The organism is Cupriavidus sp. (assembly GCF_057315035.1).
On record NZ_DBHKYV010000021.1, the window covers coordinates 1 to 18,997 of the forward strand.

An 18,997-nucleotide genomic window follows, 5' to 3' on the forward strand; every position below is an offset into this window, starting at 1 on the left:
AGGATGCGGCGCGTCAGGTGGTGGCCGATGAAGCCGTTGACGCCAAGAATCAGGACCTTTTTCATCGGTTTTCCTCTCTGGACTGTGCAGTAATGATGTTCTGGAATTCGGTTGCGGAAACCGGGCTTGCATGGTCGGCCGAGGGGCCTTCCAGCAGTTGCAGCACGCGCAGCGCGCCGCCATCGCCGCAGATCGCCACGATGCGGCCGTCAATAACGTGCAGGCCTGGCTGCAGGCCTGCCGGCACGGTGCCAGCTTCGAGCCGGCGCGCCTGTGCCACGACAAAGCGTCGGGCACCAAGATCGGTGAATGCGCCGGGATAGGGCGGCGCCACGGCACGAACCAGGTTGTAGACCGCCGACGCCGGTTGCCCGAAATCGATGCGGCCATCTTCGGGCTTGCGGCCCGAGAAATAGCTGCCGTCGGCCAGCCGGTTCGGCCGCTTTGGTATCTGACCCGCCATCATCGGTGGCAGCGCGCGCCACAGCGTCTGCTCTGCCGCTACCGTGACCTTCTCGAATACCTGTCCAGCCGTATCGTCGGGCAGGATCGGTACCGAAGTCTGGTCGACGATATAACCAGCGTCCGGCTTCGCTTCCATCGCATGCAGCGTGGCGCCGGTCTCGGTCTCGCCGTGCAGCACGGCCCAGTTCACCGGCACGCGGCCGCGATACTTGGGCAGCAGCGAACCATGCATGTTGAAGGCCCCGTGCGGCGCGATGGCCAGCACGTCCGCCGGAATCATCGAGCGGTAGTAGAACGAGAAGATGACGTCGGGCCGGGCCGCGCGCACGGCATCGGCCAGTGCAGGATCTTTCGGATCCTCGGCGTACAGGAACGAAAGGTTCAGCTCGGCAGCGGTATCGGCCACGCGCTGGAACCAGATGTTCTCGTCGGGACGGTCACGATGGGTAATCACCAGCGCAACATCCACGCCCTGCGCATGCAGTACGCGCAGGCAGCGGTCGCCAACGTTGTGGTACGCAAATACTACGGCGCGCACGATTCCTCCGGAGTCATTTCCTGGTTGCGCGGGTCGCGCTCCAGTACGGCCTGAATGCGGTAGCGGGGGCGGTCGCGCACCTCCTGATAGATACGGCCGATGTATTCCCCGAGCAACCCGATGCCGAACAGCATGATGCCGATCAGGAAGAAGTTGAAGGCGAACAGCGTGAACACACCCTGGACTTCCGAGCCTAGCAGGAAGCGGCGAATCAGCAGTACCACGAACAGGCCGGCCGACGAGATCGACAGCATGGTCCCGATTGCCGAGAACCACTGCAGCGGCACGATCGAGAAGCCGGTGACCAGGTCGAAGTTCAGGCGGATCAGCTGGTACAGCGAATACTTGGACTCGCCTGCGTGACGCTGCTCATGCCCCACCTCGATCTCGACCGGATTCGACGAGAACGTATAGGCCAGCGCCGGAATGAACGTATTGACCTCGCGGCAGGCGTTGATCGTATCGATGACATTGCGGTCATAGGCGCGCAACATGCAGCCCTGGTCCGTCATCTTGATCTTGGTGATGCGTTCGCGCAGGCGGTTCATCGCGCGCGACGCATAGCGACGGAACGCCGTGTCGTTGCGCTGGCGACGGATTGTGCCGACATAGTCGTGGCCCTTGCGCATCTCGGCCACCAGGCGCGGGATTTCTTCGGGCGGATTCTGCAGGTCGGCGTCGAGCGTGATGACAATGCGTCCGCGCGTATGCTCGAAGCCGGCCAGAATCGCCATATGCTGGCCGAAATTGCCGTTGAACAGGATCACCCGGGTCACGTCGGGGCGCTTGTGGAACTGGGCGGCCAGCATCTGCGGCGAGCGGTCGACGCTGCCGTCGTTGACGAAGATGACTTCGTACGAGTCGCCCATGGCGTCCAGCGCCGGGTAGACGCGATCGAACAGCGCCTGCAGGCCATCTTCCTCGTTGTAGACGGGGATAACGACCGAGACCTCGACCTGGCTTAGTGAGAGAGACTTTTGCATGTTTCGCTAAGTGTTGCGCAAACCCGTTCCACGTCGGCGGCCTGCATGGCGGGGAACAGCGGCAGCGTGACGATGCCGCGGCCAATACGTTCGGCATGCGGCAGCATGCCTTCGCGCCAGCCCAACGACCTGAAATGGGTGAAAAGATGGATCGGCGGGTAATGCACGCCAGTGCCCACGCCACGTTCGCGCATGGCTTCCATCACGTGCTTGCGGGCTTCGGCCGGGCCACCCCGCAGCCGGTCGGTGGGCAACACCACCTGGAACATATGCCAGTTGGTGGTGGCCACGTCGGGGTCGCGAGCCAGTGGAAGTTCGATGCCAAGGTCCGCCAGCCCGGCTTGCGCCGCGCAGCGGAAATAGGTCTCGGCCAGTTCGGCACGGCGGGCGGTAATGGTGTCGAGGTTCTTGAGCTGCGCGAGGCCAATTGCCGCATTGACGTCGGTCAGGTTGAACTTGCCGCCGGGCTCCTCCACATCCATGCCATCCATGCCGGTACGGATCACGCCCTGCAACCGCAACCGTTCGGCACGTTGGGCTTCCTCGGGTGTGTTCATCACCAGGCAGCCACCTTCCACGGTGGTGATGTTCTTGTTGGCCTGGAAGCTGAAGCTGACCAGGTCGCCAAACGCGCCGATACGCTGCCCGCGCCAGCGCGAGTCGATGGCCTGGGCGGCGTCTTCGACCACGCGCAGGTTGTGGCGCTGCGCAATCGCATAGAGGCGGTCCATGTCGACGGGCAGGCCCGACAGGTACACCGGAATGATCGCGCGCGTGCGCGGCGTGATCGCGGCTTCGACGGCATCGAGATCGATATTGCGCGTGCGCGGGTCAATGTCGACGAACACCGGCTTGGCACCAACGGTCAGGATCACGTTGGCCGTGGCCACCCACGTAATGGGCGTGGTGATGACTTCATCGCCGGGGCCGATATCGGCAATGCGCAGCGCGATTTCCATGGTCGCGGAGCCATTGGAGAACGTGCGCACCGGGCGTCCGCCGAACAGGTCTGACAGCGCGGCTTCAAATGCCTGCACCTTGGGACCGGAGGTGATCCAGCCCGAGGCCAGCACCTTGCCGACCTCGGCAATGGTGGCGTCGTCGATATTGGGGCGCACGAACGGCAGGAAATCCTGCGGAGCGGAAGCAGTCATGTTCGTCAGGAACGGGCAATCAGGAAAACGCCAGCCAGTATCAGCACGATGCCGGCCATGCGCAAGGGACCGATCATCTCGCCAAACAGCCAGTAGGCGGCCAGCGCATTGACCACATAGCCAAGCGACAGCATCGGATAGGCAATCGAAACGTCCACGCGCGACAGGCCGACGATCCAGACCCCCACGCTGATTACGTACAACGTGAGGCCGCCGATCACCGGCCATTGCGTCAGCACGCGGAAGGCGGTGGTCAGCAGCGTGGCGCGGTCAATGGTAATGGCGCCCACCGCATTGGTGCCGGCCTTGAGCAGCAGCTGTGCACAGGCATTGAGCAGCACGCCTGCGAAGATAAAAGCGAAAGTCGAAAGTGTCATGGGGCGGTCTTGTGTTCCTGGGCCTGGGCCGGCAACGGGAAGTTGCTGGCAACGACGCGGCGGACATCTCGCGCCACTTCGTACATGGGCACATGCTGTGCCACCAGGCTGTCATAGGTTTCCGGCGACATGATACCGAGCGCGGGCTGCCCATCCTTCCATTTGGCGACGAAGGCCTCCATGGTCGGCAGCCATTTGGCTGGCTCCTGTTCGGTGCCGAACTCGAGTTCGTCGGGGTGGGCAACCATCGTCAAGGTACGTCCCAGGTAAAACGGCAGCGTGTGATCGAGTACTCCCACGCCATACAGTGGCATGTCGTCCTTGAGCACGGCCTTGATGGCCGGCACCATGTCGATGCCCGAAGCGCGGCGGCCCATGACCTCATGGGCCAGCAGGCCGATCGTGCAGGTCAGGAACATCGCCAGCGCATATGCCGTAATGCTCGGGAACAACCCGCGTGTGCGCAGTAGTCGGCGCGCCAGCAACATGCCCGCCAGCAGTACCGCGAAGGCCACACCAATATAGACGGCGAACGCGCGGAATACCTCATTCGGATTGGTCGGCCGGTCCAGCGTAGCCACGAAGGGGGCGGCAATCAGGCCGAGAACGGCCAGCACCAGCAGCGCGTTGATCTGGCGGTTCCACGAGCGCTCGTTGATCTGGTCCAGTGCCACGCCGGCCAGGATGGCCAGTGCCGGGAACACCGGCACGATATAGCCGGGCAGCTTCGACCCGGACATGCTGAAGAACACGAAAATCGCCACGAACCAGATCAGGCTCATCAGTGCGGGCTGGAATGGCTTGCCACCCACGCCACGCGCGGCGCCGGCACGGTCGCGCACCACATCCCACATGCGCGGTACCAGGCCCAGCCACGGCAGCAGGCCAGCCAGCAGCAACGGCACGAAGTACCAGATCGAGCCCTTGCGGGAATGTACCGTGGAGGTATAGCGATCCCAGTGCTCGTGGATAAAGAAGAACTGCGGAAACTCGGGGTTGCGCGTGGAAACCAGCCAGAACCAGGGCACCGTGACCACCAGCATCGCCAGGATGCCGGTACCCAGATGCAGGCGGCGCCACAGGCCGATGTCACGCGTCACCAGCGAGTAGACCACCAGTACCAGGCCGGGCAGGGCAATACCGACCAGCCCCTTGGTCAGGATGGCTACGCCCATCGCGATCCAGCAGGCCAGCATCCAGCCGCGCCGGGCGGCGGACGATGCGTCGGGATGCTGGGCCAGCAGCATGCACGCCAGCACGCAGGCCAGCGCGCCCGAGAGTGTCATGTCCAGCGAATTGAAATGGCCCGCCACGCTCCACATCGGCATGGCCAGCATGGCCAGACCGGTCAGCAGGCCCACGCGGCAACCGAACCAGCGGGCGGCCGCCAGCATGGTCACGCCCAGGCCCACGATGCCCGATAGCGCCACACACAGACGGGCCTGCCAGTCACCCACGCCGAACAGCTCGTAGGCGATGGTGGTCACCCAGAGGTGGAAGGGCGGTTTTTCGAAGTATTTCAGTGCGTTGTAGCGGATCGTGACCCAGTCGCCGGTCACGAACATTTCGCGCGAGATCTCGGCGTAGCGGCCTTCGTCGGGGCGCAGCAGATGGCGGGCATCGAGCGTGCCGAACCATACCAGCAGGATGCCGATGACTATCAGAACGATCATGCCAACAGGCAGCCCGGCTTGGCGCGTGGGCGAAGAACTACGCATATCTCTCCTGAAATGGCCGGATACCCGGAAGCCGTTTGCGGAAGCCGTTCGTAAGGCCGCCTTGTGGCGGACACCCCACAACGCAGCGCGGCCGGAATTGGTGGACATCGAGGCCCGATACGGCCGTGCCGGCCATGGCGGGTCCCGGAAACGCACTGTCCGGCTGGGTCTTGCCGCGGCGCCGAGTGGCGCGGGCGCGCAATGTTAGCACGAGAGCCTTGAGCGCCCCGTCGTTTCGCCGCTCCGGTCATGTATCAGACAACCCCGAGCCCATTTGCGGCAACGGGATTTCGCGTAATACTGTGCCATTCCGGAGCGCCATCGGCAGATGCTGAGCGGCGACCGGCCATTTGGAAACGGGTGATGGCAATGAAATCGGCGCTACTGCTGTTACTGCTGACTAGTGTGATGAACGCGGCATTTGCACAGGCATCGGCGCCCACTGCGGCACCGGTTTCGGGCATGTCACCGCCCCTGCCTGGCGGGGCCATCTTGTGTGACGCGCCCTGGTTCCGCTCCGGTTCGCGCGTGCAGCTGGAAGGCGACGGCTCGATGCCGATGTCGATCACCATGACGCTGCGCGATGTCATGCGTACCGCACGAGGTTGCAGTGCCCAGCTCGAAGTCCGCTCCAAATCGGCGCTATCAGCGTTAATGGGGCCGCCGGTCGTGATGGACCAGGTCCACGAGATCAATATCGACCGCAGTGCCGCCACGGCTCGGACGCGCATCGACAGCCGCAACGCGGTGATCAATGCGCGCGCCCGCTATGCGCGGATGTTCGGCGAAGCATCGTTCCAGGGCAGCGGCGTATTCAACTACGCGGGCGTGGAAATCCGCGAGGGCGCGATGCTCGAAGGCGAGACCTTCCAGTCCAGTGTGTCGCTCAAGATCTATCCGCTCGGCAAGGACGAGGTCGTGGGAACGATGCAGGCCCTGCATGCCTCGATCATCGTCGGCTCGCGCCATGTTGGCCGCAAGCAGATGATCAATACGGTGATGGGCCGCAAGGAATGCATGCCGATCACTTATGAAAAGCGCACCTCGCTCGGGCCGCTGATGGTCGGCGACGAACTGCTGAAACTGGAACCCAGCGTCCTGCACGTGACCGACTGGTACTGTCCGATGGAGGCCTTTGTACTGCGCACGGAAATCCGCCAGAACAATGAAGTCCAACGGGTCGACGTAACTGCGCTGGAAATGGATGTCAGTGAGGAGGGGCGGTGAGGATGGTTGACTGCGGTCTGACGCGCGCATAGTATCCTTCCAAACTACGTGCAAGCGGGTGCAAAACCGTAGTGCCGCCTGGGTGACCAGGCCCCACCTGGAGTGGGTAGTCTGCAAGTTTGCAGATAGAGAGTCCCGCCTACGACGGCTGCCTTTTTTGGCAGCCGTTGGTCTTTCTGGCGGGAGTTGCTGATCTCAAAATAAGAAAGGAGCCCAAAGGCTCCTTTCATGATCATCGGAAACGTCTCAATCAATTCCCGGTCGTCGGCTTCTTCGTAGCCGCCTTCTTGGTCTTCGACTTCTTCGGGGCGGCGGTCGACTGGTCGGTCAGGTCGGCGCGCGTGCTCTTGTTCGCGCCCTGTGAATACGGGTCGAACTTGTCGCCCGACTTCGCGCCCTGGCTGTAGGTGTCGAACTTCTCGCCCGACTTGGCGCCTTGCGAATACGGGTCGAACTGCTTCTTGTCCTGCGCGACCGCAGCCACGGAAGCGGTGGCGAGACCCAGCGCGATGGCCGTGGCGATGAACTTGTTCATGGAAATCTCCTGAGTGATGCCGCCTTCCGGCGGTTCGCGTTTTTGCGTTGCGCCGGTTCTACCGTATGGTATGACCGGACTCAGGCCAGTGTGGACAACGGCGCAAGGGCCGTCAACTCAGGAGTTTTCCGGGGGATACTTCGGAAAAATGCCTTGTTCGGCACTCTTATTCGGTCACTGCATCAGACGGATGTTTCCAGGCGTTGATGACTTCCGCGGAAGGCGCCAGTGCCAGGTTGGTGCCACGCGCGCCGATCGGTTGCTGGAACCAGCGCTTCTGCAAGGCGGCGACTTCCGGGGTGGCGAAGGTCCGGGCCAGTGTCTGGTCGACCAGTTGCTTCCACTCGGGGTCGGCCTTCGACAACATCAGCGCATTCTGTTCGACGGACAGGGCCGGTCCGACGATCACGTACTCTGACGGATTCTTCGACTTGGCGCGCAGCCCGGCCAGCAGCACGTCGTCCATCACGAAGGCCTGGGCGCGGCCCGTTTCCAGCAGCAGGAACGATTCGCCGTGGTCGTTGGCGTAGACGTCGCGGAAACCGTACTCGCTCTTCAGGCGACGCACGTGGCGGTCTCCCGTCGAGCCCGCGCTGGTGACCACGGTCTTGCCGCGCAGGTCATTGAACGACTTGATGCCCGAATCGGCGCGCACCAGCATGCGTACGGTCGACACATAGTGCGACACGCTGAATGCCACCTGCTTCTGGCGCTCGAGCGTATTGGTATTCGGCGCGCAATCGAGGTCCACCAGCCCGTTGACCACGGTGGGCACGCGATTCTGCGGTGTCAGCGGCAGCCAGCGTACCTTGAGGTCCTTCAAGCCCAGCTTCTGCTTTGCTGCGTCAGCCACCCGCAGGCACAGGTCCACCGCGTAGCCGGCCGGCTGGCCCTTGTCGTCTCCAAACGAAAACGGCAGTGCGGATTCGCGGTATCCAAGCGTGATGGTGCCGGTGTCGCGAATCTTGTCGAGAACCGGGCTGTCGGCATGGGCCGTGGGTAGCAGGGCGGCGCCCAGTGCGAAACCGGCAAGCAGGCGGGAGATGACACGGAAGGAAGCAGGCGACGACATATTCAGGGTCAAGCGACGAAAGTGCAGACAAGGACGGAAGGGTAAACCCGCGCCCTTTGCGGACGAAGAACTTCTTTCTTATTAGCTAATGCCCGGAAACAGGGCGCAGGCCGATGTCGGCGCACCACATGTACGCCTGCTTACAACCGTTACGCCACAGGTTACCCATTGTGCACATGATCCAGGCACCAATCCGGGTACAATGCGAGCCATTTTGTATCTTTGACATAACAAATGAGCCCCCGTCCTTCCCGTCTGGCGTGTGTCGACGCTCTGAAGGCGGTCAGCTCGCAGCTGATCGTATTACACCATCTGGCCTTCTATGGGCCGATGTCCGACGCCGCGCAGCCGCTGGCGCCCGGTTTGATCGGCTGGCTGGCCGACTATGCGCGCATCGCGGTGCAGGTATTCCTGGTCATCAGCGGTTTCCTGGCCGCGCGGAGCCTGGCGCCGCAAGGTCATCTGACCGTGCAAAGTCCAATCGCCACGGTCTGGCGCCGCTATCAGAAACTGGTCGTGCCATTTGCCGCAGCCATACTGATTGCGATTGTGGGCGCGGCAATTGCCCGCACCTGGATGCAGCACGACTCGATCCCGGCCGCGCCGCATCTGGCACAGTTCGTGGCCCATATCCTGCTGCTGCACAACATCCTGGACGTGGACGCGCTGTCGGCCGGCGTCTGGTATATCGCCATCGACCTGCAGTTGTTTGCGCTGCTGGTATTCGCACTCTGGTTTGCGCGCGGGGTATCGCGTGAAGCGTTGCCGCTTGGTGTGCCGGTGGTAGCGGCCCTGGCGGTGGCTTCGCTGTTCTGGTTCAACCGCGATGCCAGCTGGGATATCTGGGCGATCTATTTCTTTGGCGCCTATGGCATGGGCACGCTGGCGTTCTGGGCCTCCAATCCCGATCGGTCGCCGCTGGCCTGGATCACGCTGGCAGCCATTGGCATGGCCGCGCTGGTGGTCGATTTCAGGCTGCGCATTGCCGTGGCATTGGTGACCGCGCTGCTGCTGGCGCTGTCGCGCCGTGGCGGCTGGCTGGAGTACTGGCCGGGCGGACGCCTGAGCGCCTATTTCGGCAAGATCTCGTACTCGGTGTTCCTGGTGCATTTCCCGGTCTGCCTGGTGGTCAACGCCGTGGTGTCGCATCTGGCGCCGGGGCAGCCATGGCTCAATGCCGCAGGTATGGTGTTGGCCTGGGTCACCAGCAACGTGGCCGGAGCGCTGTTCCATCGCTATGTGGAAGCGTCCAATCCGGTCCTGGCAGTTGTGAAGTGGCTCACCGCCGATCTTCCGGCCCGGGCAAGAGTACGGGTCGGCGAACGGGCAGGCAGCTGAATACCTGTTTGCGATGGATGTAAAAACGGCACGAACCTCAGGGTACGTGCCGTTTTTGTTTGCGCGCTGTCCGCAGCGCTGGCAGGCCGCTATCGGGCCGCAATCGGGCCGCCATCAGGCGGTATGCGACTTCAGCGTTTGCAAGGTCGATGGATCACTGATGACGCGATCCCAGGTTACCGCTGATCCTGCGGCGACCGGCTGCTTTTCGATTGCGTGGTCGCCGGATAGCACGCAACGCACGCGTGGCTGTCCGTCCGTCAGCAGGGTCATGCAGGCCTTGGGCAAGCTGTCTGCCTGATTGGATTCCGTAGCGCGAGCCATGGCGGGTAGCGCCAGTAGTGTGCCGGCCAGAAGCAGCACACTTGCGGCGAGGGGTGGGGACGACTTTCTCATTTTTGCACTCCATGCACGAAACTGAAACTGAACCCGATCCGGTTCTGCTTTCATGCATGAAGTATCTGCAGCCGCCTGAGCCGTCGGAATAGCCGAAGTCTCAAATCACCTCACTTCACCTCACCTCGTGCCGCGTGCCGGAAACTGGTGCGTATGCACTGCAAAGTATCGGGTCCGGCATGGCCGGGCATCTGCCTGGCACGCGTGCGGTGCGTACGGGATGCCACTAACGGTAACAACCCCAGTTGGGTGTTGGCATGAACGTTGCCTACTATGGAGATGCAAACCTGACCATTTGGTCAGGATTCCTGTTCCGCTCCATTACCAGGAGACGAGGCTGCCATGTCCGACCATATCGTCCTGACCTCGCACGCGCGCCGCGACAAGCCGGCCGAGCCGATTCACTGGGGCGCCCCAACGGCGGCCGAGCGCGGACCGGTGATTGCCAGCCTGACGGATCCGGTGCAGCACAACGTGATCGGTACGCATGGCGGCGCCTACGCCATCTATCGCGCGCTGGCCGTGGCAGCGGGCAGCCTGCAACGGGCCCATCGGCCCGACCTGACCGATACGGCGCCAGCGGAACCGATTGGCCCCCATGCGCAATGGGGCGACCCCGACAAGATCGTCTCGCTCGACCCTTGGGGGCATCTGGTTTCCACGGCATTTGCGGGCCGCATTGCCGCGGGATTCGATATTCGTCCAACCATTGCCATCACGCGTGCGCATATCAATATGCCCGAGCTGGTGGCCGCGATTGCGGCGGGACGGCTCAAGCCCGATGGTGAAATCCTGTATGCCAATGGCGATGTACGCGTGACCAAGGCCGCGATCGACCCGGTCTGGTATCTGCCCGGCATTGCGCGTCGCTTCAATATCAAGGAAAGCATTCTGCGGCGCAGTCTGTTCGAGCAGACCGGCGGCATGTTCCCGGAACTGGTGACACGCCCGGACCTGAAGGTATTCCTGCCCCCCATCGGTGGCATGACGCTTTATTTCGTTGGCGATGTCAGCAAACTCGGCAAGCCCGAGACCAAGGTTGCATGCCGCGTGCACGACGAATGCAATGGCTCCGATGTCTTCGGCTCGGATATCTGCACCTGCCGGCCTTACCTGGCGCATGGCATCGAGGTGTGTATCGAGATGGCTCAGGAGGGCGGCGTAGGCCTGGTGGTCTATAACCGGAAGGAAGGCCGCGCGCTGGGCGAGGTCACCAAGTTCCTGGTCTATAACGCACGCAAGCGCCAGGTGGGCGGTGACCGCGCCGAAACGTATTTCGCGCGCACCGAATGCGTGGCGGGCGTGCAGGACATGCGGTTCCAGGAACTGATGCCCGATGTATTCCATTGGCTCGGCATCCGGCGCATCGATCGCTGGGCCTCGATGAGCAACATGAAACATGGCGCGCTCACGGCGCAGGGGATCGAGGTGGTGGAGCAGGTGGCCATCCCCGAGGCACTGATCCCGGCCGATGCCCGCGTGGAAATCGATGCGAAGGTGGCGGCGGGTTACTTCACCAGCTACACGCCGCCTGATGCCAACGAACTCGCCCTGGCGAAGGGCAGGGGGTTGAACGAATGAACGAATATCCGGAAGGAGGAAGCTCAGGGCAAGACAACGGTACGGGCAGCGGCTGGCACAGCCCCGTCCCGGCCGATCATCCCGCTTCCGCGCTGCTGAGCGGCGAGGCGGTGCGTACCCATTGTGCGGTAGTCACCGAGTTCGTGGCATCGGGCGAATCGGAACTGTTCACGTGGCATCCCGACCGGGTCCATGCGATTGCCGACTACGTGGCTGGCACGATCCGGCGCCGCTATCCGGACCTGCAGGTGCCCTATCACAGCCGCTGGCGTCATTTCGAGAGTGGCGGCCCGGGACAGGACGCAATCAACCGCTGGCAGATCCTGTGCGAACGCGCCGGCATGTCGGGGGCCGACCACTGCGACGAGCGCGCGCGGATCGGCATCGACCTGGTGATTCCGAGCGTGCTGCTCGATGCCGGTGCCGGCCCGGACTGGCGCTATCGCGATCCGGCCAGCGACATGATGCTGACGCGGTCCGAAGGGCTCGGCGTGGCGAGCTTCGACCTGTTTGCGCGCGGTGGCTTCTCGGCCGAGCCAGGGGACCCGCTGCGCGCCGATGCCGAGCGGTTGTCGCGCCTCGACGCATCGACCATCGCCACGGCCTTCCAGGTGGCGCAGCACAATCCACTGGTGGGCCTGGAGGGACGGGCCGGTTTGTTGCGGCGGCTGGGCGAGGTCATGCAGGCGACGCCCGCCGTATTCGGCACGCCCGCGCGGCTTGGCAACCTGTTCGACTACCTGGCTGCGCATGCCAAGGACAAGCGCATTGAAGCGGGCTTTGTACTGCGTACCTTGCTGGTGGCTTTGGGTCCGGTCTGGCCGGGCCGGATCCAGATCGAAGGCGTGTCGCTGGGCGATTGCTGGCGGCATCCGGCTGCGCCCGACGGACTGGTGCCGTTCCACAAGCTGACCCAATGGCTTACGTATTCCCTGCTGGAGCCGCTCGAGGATGGCGGGCTGGTCGTGGTGGGCCTGGATGCGCTCACCGGGTTGCCCGAGTATCGAAACGGTGGCCTGCTCTACGACTTCGAGCTGACCGTACCGCGCGACCGTGAATTTGCCAGCCGCACGCATACGGTGGACGAGCCAGAGATCGTCGAGTGGCGCGCGTTGACAGTCACCGGGCTCGATCTGGTGGCCGATGCGGTGCGGCAGGCTTTGGGCCTCAGCGAGGCGGATTTCCCGCTGGCGCGCGTACTGGAAGGTGGTACGTGGGCGGCCGGACGCCGTATCGCGGCGCAGCGACGGCCGCCGGGTGGGCCGCCGCCGTTTGCCATCCAGAGCGACGGGACCGTGTTCTAAGGCATTCCAGACCGCGCACGACCCGCATTCGTAGACCGCAGTGCAGCGTATTTTCAGGCAGCCAGACCGTGGCGGGCCAGTGGCCCGCTGCGCCCGACCTTCGCGAGTGCCCGAATATCCAAGGAGCGCACCATGACTGACATGTCCAACGTCCCTACCGCCGCACAGGCCTTTGCCGAATCCGAGGCGGCATCGCCGCAGGTGATGGTCGTCAATCATCCGCTGGTGCAGCACAAGGTCACGCTGGTGCGTAGCGAGGAAACCACCACCGACAATTTCCGCCGGCTGGTGCGCGAGATCAGCCAGTTGCTGACCTACGAAGCCACCCGCGACCTGGCCATGGAGACCATTGCGATCAAGACGCCGATCGCGCCGATGCAATCGCCAGTACTGTCGGGCAAGAAACTATGCCTGGTGTCGATCCTGCGTGCGGGCAACGGTTTTCTCGATGGCATGCTCGATCTGCTGCCGGCTGCGCGGGTAGGGCATATCGGCCTGTACCGCGACCCCGAGACGCTGGAGCCGATCGAGTACTACTTCAAGATGCCCGAGGATATCCACGAGCGTTTCGTGATCGTGGTGGATCCGATGCTGGCAACCGGCAATTCGGCCATTGCCGCGATCAACCGTCTCAAGGAAGCCGGCGTGACCACGATGAAGTATGTCTGCCTGATTGCCTCGCGCCCGGGTTTGCGCGCGCTGCAGGCCGCGCATCCCGATGTGGGCATCGTGACCGCCGCGATCGACGAGGAACTGAACGACCACGGCTATATCGTGCCGGGCCTCGGCGATGCCGGTGACCGGCTCTACGGCACCAAATGATGGACACGCTGGCGCAGGCGCCGCACGCGCAGGGATCGGGCCAACCACCGGGCGGACGTATCCGCCAGGAAAATGAAGCGCTGATCCTGCGCGCGGCGGAACAGGTGTTTGCGCGCGCGGGGTTTGCCGGCGCGACCATGGCAGATATTGCCGCGCAGGCCGGCGTGCCGAAGTCGAATCTCCATTACTACTTCCGCACCAAGCAGGCCCTGTATCGCGCAGTGCTCGCCCATACGCTGCAACTCTGGCTGTCGGAAACCGACATCATCAGCAGCGAATACGCCCCGCGCCTGGCGCTGGAGCAATATATCCGCGCCAAGATGCGGCTCTCGGCCAGTCATCCCGACGCGTCGCGTGTGTTTGCCAATGAATTGCTGCACGGCGCTCCCGAGATTGGCGGCGTACTGCGGCAGGCCTTGCGGGAGCTGGTGGCGCGCAAGGCGATGGTGATCCGCGCGTGGATCGACAGCGGGCTGATGGCGTCCGTGGATCCCTATCACCTGTTTTTCACGATCTGGGCGGCCACGCAGACCTATGCCGACTTCGATGCACAGGTCTGCGCGGTGCTCGGGGTCAGCCAGCTCGACGCGCAGGACTTCGAGAACGCCACCGAGCACCTGGTGGCGTTGCTGCTGCGCGGTTGCGGCTTGCAGGAATCCGGACAGGAAGCCGGGCAGGAAGCCGCACAGGAAAGCGATCTCGCCTGAGCCGGCGGGAAGAAAAGAAGACCACTGTCAATCACGCGCCATGCGCGCGCACAACGCAGCAACTTTGAAAAGGGGAGTGAAGTCATGCACATGGGAAGCGATCGCCGCACCTGGTTGAAAGCCGCGGCAGCGGCCACCGCGCTGGCCGCCGTTGGCCTGTCGCCCACGGTCCACGCACAGGCGAAGATCAAGGTGGCTGCGGTCTATACGGTGCCGGTGGAGCAGCAGTGGGTCTCGCGCATTCACAAGGCGCTGAACGAGGCCAAGGCGCGCGGCGAGATCGACTATGTGTTCTCGGAGAGCGTGTCGAACGCCGACTATGAGCGCGTGATGCGCCAGTATGCCGAGCAGGGCTCGGGGCTGATCGTCGGCGAATCGTTTGCCGTGGAAGGCGCCGCGCGCAAGGTGGCCAAGGATTACCCGAAAACTGCCTTCCTGATGGGTTCGTCGGGCAAGCCGCAGGCGCCCAACTTCTCGGTATTCGACAACTACATCCAGGAGCCGTCGTACCTGACCGGCATGATTGCCGGTGGCATGACCAAGACCAACCATATCGGCATGGTGGGCGGCTACGCGATTCCCGAGGTCAACCGCCTGATGCACGCATTCATGGAAGGCGCGCGCGAGGTGAACCCGAAGGTAAAGTTCACGGTCAGCTTTATCGGCTCGTGGTTTGATCCGCCCAAGGCCAAGGAGGCCGCGTTCGCGATGATCGACAAGGGTGCCGACGTCATGTATGCCGAGCGCTTCGGGGTATCCGATGCCGCCAAGGAACGTGGCAAGCTCGCAATTGGCAACGTCATCAATACGCAGCCCCAGTATCCGGCCACGGTGGTGGCATCGGCGCTCTGGAACATGGAGCCGACCATTGCCGCGGCGCTGGCCAAGGTCAAGGCCGGCCAGTTCAAGAACGAAGACTATGGCCAGTATTCGCTGATGAAGTACAAGGGGGCCGAGCTCGCGCCGCTGGGCACGTTCGAGGGCAAGGTGCCGGCTGACGTGATGGCCAAGGTCAAGGCCAAGGAGAAGGCGATTCTCGACGGCAAGGCGACCATCAAGGTCGTGGAGACCGAGCCCAAGTCGACGCCTTAAGCTCGTTCCTGGTTTTCCAGCGCCCCATCCCCTTGGCGGATGGGGCATGTCATTGGCGTTCAATCCTTATCGATGTCCCAGGAATCCCCTCCGGTTCTGCGCCTGTCCCATATCACCAAGCGGTTCGGACCGCTGGTGGCCAACGACGCCATTTCTCTGGACCTGCACCGCGGCGAGGTGCTGGCGCTGCTTGGCGAGAATGGCGCCGGCAAGAGTACGCTCGTCAATATCCTGTTCGGCCATTACGTCGCCGACGAGGGCAGTGTCGAGGTCGATGGCGTGGCGCTGCCGCCCGGCAATCCGCGTGCCGCACTGGCCGCGGGGATCGGCATGGTTCACCAGCATTTCACGCTGGCCGACAACCTGTCGGTGCTCGACAACATCCTGATCGGAACCGAGCCGCTCTGGCGCTGGCGCCAGCAGCGCGGCGTCGCGCGTGCGCGGATCCAGGAACTGGCCGCGCGCTTTGGCCTGGCGGTGCAGCCACAGGCAAGGGTGGGGTCGCTGTCGGTGGGCGAGCGCCAGCGCGTGGAGATCATCAAGGCGCTGTATCGCGGTGCGCGCGTGCTGATCCTTGACGAGCCCACCGCGGTACTGACACCACAAGAGGTCGACACCCTGTTCGCAACCTTGGGCCAGTTGATTGCGCAGGGGTTGTCGGTGATTTTCATCAGCCACAAGCTTGATGAAGTATTGCGCGTATCGCATCGCGTGGCCGTACTGCGCGGCGGCAAGCTCGTGGCCCAACGCCGCGCCGGCGAGACCGCCAAGGCTGAACTGGCCGAACTGATGGTAGGGCGTCGCGTGGAGATGCCCGCGCGTGCCGCCAGCACGGCCACCGCCGATGTGGTGGCATCGCTCGAGCGTGCAAGTGTGGCCCCGGTGGCCGGCCGCATGGGGCTGAAGCACGTCACGCTGGACCTGCATGCTGGCGAGATCCTGGGCGTGGCCGGCGTATCCGGTAACGGGCAGGTGGCGCTGGCGGAATTGATGAGTGGCATGGTGGCGACCTCGGCGGGGCGCGTGACGTTGCGCGGTGCGCCGATGCCGGCCGATCCGCATCGCTGGATTGGTGCCGGTGTGGCGCGCATTCCGGAAGACCGGCATGCCGAAGGCGCGGTTGGCGATCTCGCGGTATGGGAGAACACGATTACCGAACAGCTCGCCAATCCGGCCTTTGTCCGCGCGGGCGTGATCCGCGGCGGCGCGGCGCGGCGCTTTGCCAGCGACCTGGCTACCCGGTTCGACGTACGTGGTGGCGGCATCGACGTTCCCACCCGCACCTTGTCCGGCGGCAATATGCAGAAGCTGATCCTGGGCCGCGCATTGTCAGTGCGCGGTACGCAGACGCCGCGTCTGGTAGTGGCCAGTCAACCCACCTGGGGCCTTGATATCGGTGCCGTGGCCTATGTGCATCGGCAACTGCTCGACGCCGCGGCAGCCGGTGCAGCAGTGTTGCTGGTATCTGAAGATCTCGACGAACTGATGGCGTTATCGGACCGTATCGCGGTGATGCATGCGGGGCAACTGACGCCGGCGCGCCCCACCGCTTCATGGACGCTGGCCACACTTGGGCTGGCCATGGCCGGCGCCGACGCCTCGCATGCGTCGGTCGGTACGGAGGTGGTCCATGCGGCTTGAGGCACGTACCGCAGTGTCGCGAACGGCGCTGGTGCTGGCACCGGTAGGGGCCATCGTCGTCACGCTGCTGATCTGCGCGGCCCTGGTTGCCTGCGCCGGCGCACCGGTTGGCAAGGCATACCTGTTGTTGCTCGACGGTGGCTTCGGTTCCCGCTTTGCCTGGTCGGAAACCTTGACCCGCGCCACGCCGCTGATCCTGACCGGCTTGGCGGTGGCCGTGGCGTTTCGCACGCGCCTGTTCAATATCGGCGCCGAAGGACAGCTCTACCTGGGCGCATTGGCGGCCGTTGCGGTGGGTGGCCAGGTCGACGGGGGTGCCGCGCCATGGGCGGCGTCGCTGCCCAATGGCGTGCTCTTTGGCCTGATGGTCGCCGCCGGCATGCTGGCCGGAGCGCTGTTGCTGCTGCTACCGGCGTTGCTCAAGATGCGACTCGGGGTTGATGAGGTGGTGACCACGTTGCTGCTGAATTTCATTGTGCTGCTGGCGGTCTCGACCATGCTCGATGGCCCGATGAAGGATCCTCTGGCGATGGGATGGCCCCAGTCGGTGGCACTGGTGCCGGAACTGGAACTGACGCGCCTGATGGAGCGGTCGCGCGCGCACAGTGGCCTGTTGATTGCGGTGGCGTTGGCGGTGGCGATCTGGCTGGTCAACCGGTTCACGGTGTTCGGCCTGCAGATGCGCGCGGTAGGTGCCAATCGGCGCGCGGCCGCATTTGCCGGCATGCCGGTGGCCCGCGTGACGCTGCTGGCCGCGGCATTGTCGGGGGCATTGGCGGGGCTGGCCGGCGTGGTCGAGGTGGCCGGGCGCACCGGCTACCTCACGCTCGACATGTCGCCAGGCTATGGCTATACCGGCGTGGTGATCGCCATGCTGGCCGGGCTGCATCCGATCGGCGTGGTGGCATCGGCGGTGTTCGTGGCGGGCATCCTGGTTGGGGCAGATGGGATGAGCCGCGCGGTTGGCGTGCCCAATACGATTGCCGATGTGATCGTGGCCGTGGCGCTGTTATCGATGCTGGTGGCAACCATGCTGACGCGCTACCGTGTCCGCTTCGACCGAATCGGAAAGGCGGCCTGATGGAACTGTTCGATATCCTGGCCGGCGCGCCGTTCTGGATCGCAGTGCTGCGTGTGGCCACGCCATTGATCTTCGGCACGCTTGGCGTCTTGCTATGCGAACGTGCCGGCGTGCTCAACCTCGGCATCGAAGGCATCATGGTGGCCGGTGCGTTTTCGGGCTGGCTGGCGGTCTATCACGGCATGCCACTGTGGGGCGGCGTGGCGGTGGCCGCGTCGGTCGGGCTGGTGTTTGGCCTGTTGCATGGCTGGCTGACCGTGTCTCTGGCCTTGTCGCAGCACGTGGCCGGGCTTGGCGTGACGATGCTTGCTACCAGCCTGTCGTACTACGCCTACCGGCTGGGCTTCGCGCAGGTGTCCACGCCGCCGACGATCACGCCGTTTGCGCCGATGGCGTGGTGGGCGCACGTCCCGTTGATTGGCACGGTCATGGCGGCCGAGACCGCGCTGACATTGCTGGCACTGCTGATGGCGCCGTTGCTGGCGTGGCTGTTGTATCGCACGCCACTGGGCCTGGCCTTGCGCATGGTTGGCGAGAACCCGGCGGCTGCCGAAGGGCAGGGCATACGGGTCGGTGCTGTCCGCATCGGTGCCATCATGGCGGGCTCGGCGTTGATGGCGATTGGCGGCGCGTTCCTGACGCTGTCGGCCTTCAACGCTTTCTTTTTCAACATGATCAATGGCCGTGGCTGGATCTGCGTGGCGCTGGTGGTGTTTGCATCATGGCGTCCGGGCCGCGCGCTGCTGGGTGCTTTGCTGTTTGCCGCGTTCGACGCGCTACAGTTGCGGTTGCAGCAGGGTGGCGCGAGCCTGCCGGGGCTGCCGCCGTTGCCGTACCAGATCTACCTGATGTTGCCCTATATTCTGTCGATCCTGGCCCTGGTGCTGGTGGCTCGGCGCGCGGCCTATCCGCAGGCGCTGATGAAGCCATACCGCAAGGGCGAACGTTGACCTCCACCATCTCCAT

18 protein-coding genes are annotated in these 18,997 nt (G+C 64.0%); 10 read left to right on the forward strand and 8 right to left on the reverse strand.

Features of this window, described 5'->3' with window-relative positions:
* Positions 1-61: 61 nt before the first annotated feature.
* From ACO550_RS22790 to ACO550_RS22810, 5 genes are read right to left on the reverse strand one after another with little or no spacing between them, the layout of a single operon-like run.
* Positions 62-1,003 carry a formyltransferase gene (locus ACO550_RS22790; RefSeq protein WP_315594351.1) on the reverse strand — a complete coding sequence of 314 codons (942 nt, stop codon included), beginning with the start codon at positions 1,001-1,003 and terminating at the stop codon, positions 62-64.
* A complete protein-coding gene (locus ACO550_RS22795; protein WP_315594352.1) occupies positions 991-1,986 on the reverse strand; it encodes a glycosyltransferase in 996 nt (331 codons plus the stop codon). The genes ACO550_RS22790 and ACO550_RS22795 overlap by 13 nt, the downstream gene beginning before the upstream one ends.
* Positions 1,965-3,140 (reverse strand): aminotransferase class I/II-fold pyridoxal phosphate-dependent enzyme, encoded by a 1,176-nt coding sequence (locus ACO550_RS22800; RefSeq protein WP_315594353.1) that lies wholly within the window; start codon positions 3,138-3,140, stop codon positions 1,965-1,967. The genes ACO550_RS22795 and ACO550_RS22800 overlap by 22 nt, the downstream gene beginning before the upstream one ends.
* Positions 3,141-3,145: 5 nt before the next feature.
* A complete protein-coding gene (locus ACO550_RS22805; protein ID WP_315594354.1) occupies positions 3,146-3,517 on the reverse strand; it encodes a 4-amino-4-deoxy-L-arabinose transferase in 372 nt (123 codons plus the stop codon).
* Positions 3,514-5,235: a glycosyltransferase family 39 protein gene (locus tag ACO550_RS22810; protein ID WP_315594355.1), complete on the reverse strand. Its 1,722-nt coding sequence runs from the start codon at positions 5,233-5,235 to the stop codon at positions 3,514-3,516. The genes ACO550_RS22805 and ACO550_RS22810 overlap by 4 nt, the downstream gene beginning before the upstream one ends.
* 369 nt (positions 5,236-5,604) lie before the next feature.
* On the opposite strand from ACO550_RS22810, the gene ACO550_RS22815 reads away from it, so the two are divergent.
* On the forward strand, positions 5,605-6,462 hold the full coding sequence (locus tag ACO550_RS22815) for a hypothetical protein (RefSeq protein ID WP_315594457.1): 858 nt from the start codon (positions 5,605-5,607) through the stop codon (positions 6,460-6,462).
* Positions 6,463-6,712: 250 nt separating this feature from the next.
* On the opposite strand, the gene ACO550_RS22820 is transcribed toward ACO550_RS22815, so the two are convergent.
* Together ACO550_RS22820 and ACO550_RS22825 are read right to left on the reverse strand one after the other, a co-directional pair.
* Positions 6,713-6,997, reverse strand: a complete 285-nt coding sequence (locus ACO550_RS22820) for an amino acid ABC transporter permease (RefSeq protein WP_315594356.1) — start codon at positions 6,995-6,997, stop codon at positions 6,713-6,715.
* A gap of 166 nt (positions 6,998-7,163) precedes the next feature.
* Positions 7,164-8,069 carry a transporter substrate-binding domain-containing protein gene (locus tag ACO550_RS22825; RefSeq protein ID WP_315594357.1) on the reverse strand — a complete coding sequence of 302 codons (906 nt, stop codon included), beginning with the start codon at positions 8,067-8,069 and terminating at the stop codon, positions 7,164-7,166.
* Positions 8,070-8,303: 234 nt separating this feature from the next.
* Here ACO550_RS22825 and ACO550_RS22830 point away from each other — a divergent pair, with 234 nt between their 5' ends.
* The gene (locus tag ACO550_RS22830) at positions 8,304-9,407 is read left to right on the forward strand and encodes an acyltransferase family protein (RefSeq protein ID WP_315594358.1); all 1,104 of its coding nucleotides are present in this window, start codon (positions 8,304-8,306) and stop codon (positions 9,405-9,407) included.
* Between the two features lie 114 nt (positions 9,408-9,521).
* On the opposite strand, the gene ACO550_RS22835 is transcribed toward ACO550_RS22830, so the two are convergent.
* On the reverse strand, positions 9,522-9,803 hold the full coding sequence (locus ACO550_RS22835) for a hypothetical protein (RefSeq protein WP_315594359.1): 282 nt from the start codon (positions 9,801-9,803) through the stop codon (positions 9,522-9,524).
* 342 nt (positions 9,804-10,145) lie between these two features.
* Between ACO550_RS22835 and ACO550_RS22840 the strand changes: the two genes are divergently transcribed.
* The 8 genes from ACO550_RS22840 to ACO550_RS22875 all read left to right on the forward strand — a co-directional run bounded on the left by ACO550_RS22840 (position 10,146) and on the right by ACO550_RS22875 (position 18,981).
* The gene (locus ACO550_RS22840; RefSeq protein ID WP_315594360.1) at positions 10,146-11,384 is read left to right on the forward strand and encodes a GTP cyclohydrolase II; all 1,239 of its coding nucleotides are present in this window, start codon (positions 10,146-10,148) and stop codon (positions 11,382-11,384) included.
* A complete protein-coding gene (locus ACO550_RS22845; RefSeq protein ID WP_315594361.1) occupies positions 11,381-12,688 on the forward strand; it encodes a DUF1688 family protein in 1,308 nt (435 codons plus the stop codon). The genes ACO550_RS22840 and ACO550_RS22845 overlap by 4 nt, the downstream gene beginning before the upstream one ends.
* A 132-nt stretch (positions 12,689-12,820) precedes the next feature.
* On the forward strand, positions 12,821-13,510 hold the full coding sequence (upp, locus tag ACO550_RS22850) for a uracil phosphoribosyltransferase (protein WP_485994962.1): 690 nt from the start codon (positions 12,821-12,823) through the stop codon (positions 13,508-13,510).
* Entirely contained in the window at positions 13,510-14,217 is a 708-nt protein-coding gene (locus ACO550_RS22855; RefSeq protein WP_315594459.1) for a TetR family transcriptional regulator C-terminal domain-containing protein, read from the forward strand. Before upp ends, ACO550_RS22855 begins: the two co-directional genes overlap by 1 nt.
* Positions 14,218-14,301: 84 nt before the next feature.
* Positions 14,302-15,309 carry a BMP family ABC transporter substrate-binding protein gene (locus ACO550_RS22860; RefSeq protein ID WP_315594362.1) on the forward strand — a complete coding sequence of 336 codons (1,008 nt, stop codon included), beginning with the start codon at positions 14,302-14,304 and terminating at the stop codon, positions 15,307-15,309.
* A 72-nt stretch (positions 15,310-15,381) separates the two neighbouring features.
* Positions 15,382-16,950: an ATP-binding cassette domain-containing protein gene (locus ACO550_RS22865; RefSeq protein ID WP_315594363.1), complete on the forward strand. Its 1,569-nt coding sequence runs from the start codon at positions 15,382-15,384 to the stop codon at positions 16,948-16,950.
* Entirely contained in the window at positions 16,940-18,031 is a 1,092-nt protein-coding gene (locus ACO550_RS22870; protein WP_315594364.1) for an ABC transporter permease, read from the forward strand. Before ACO550_RS22865 ends, ACO550_RS22870 begins: the two co-directional genes overlap by 11 nt.
* A complete protein-coding gene (locus tag ACO550_RS22875; protein WP_315594365.1) occupies positions 18,031-18,981 on the forward strand; it encodes an ABC transporter permease subunit in 951 nt (316 codons plus the stop codon). The genes ACO550_RS22870 and ACO550_RS22875 overlap by 1 nt, the downstream gene beginning before the upstream one ends.
* The last annotated feature ends 16 nt before the right edge of the window (positions 18,982-18,997 follow it).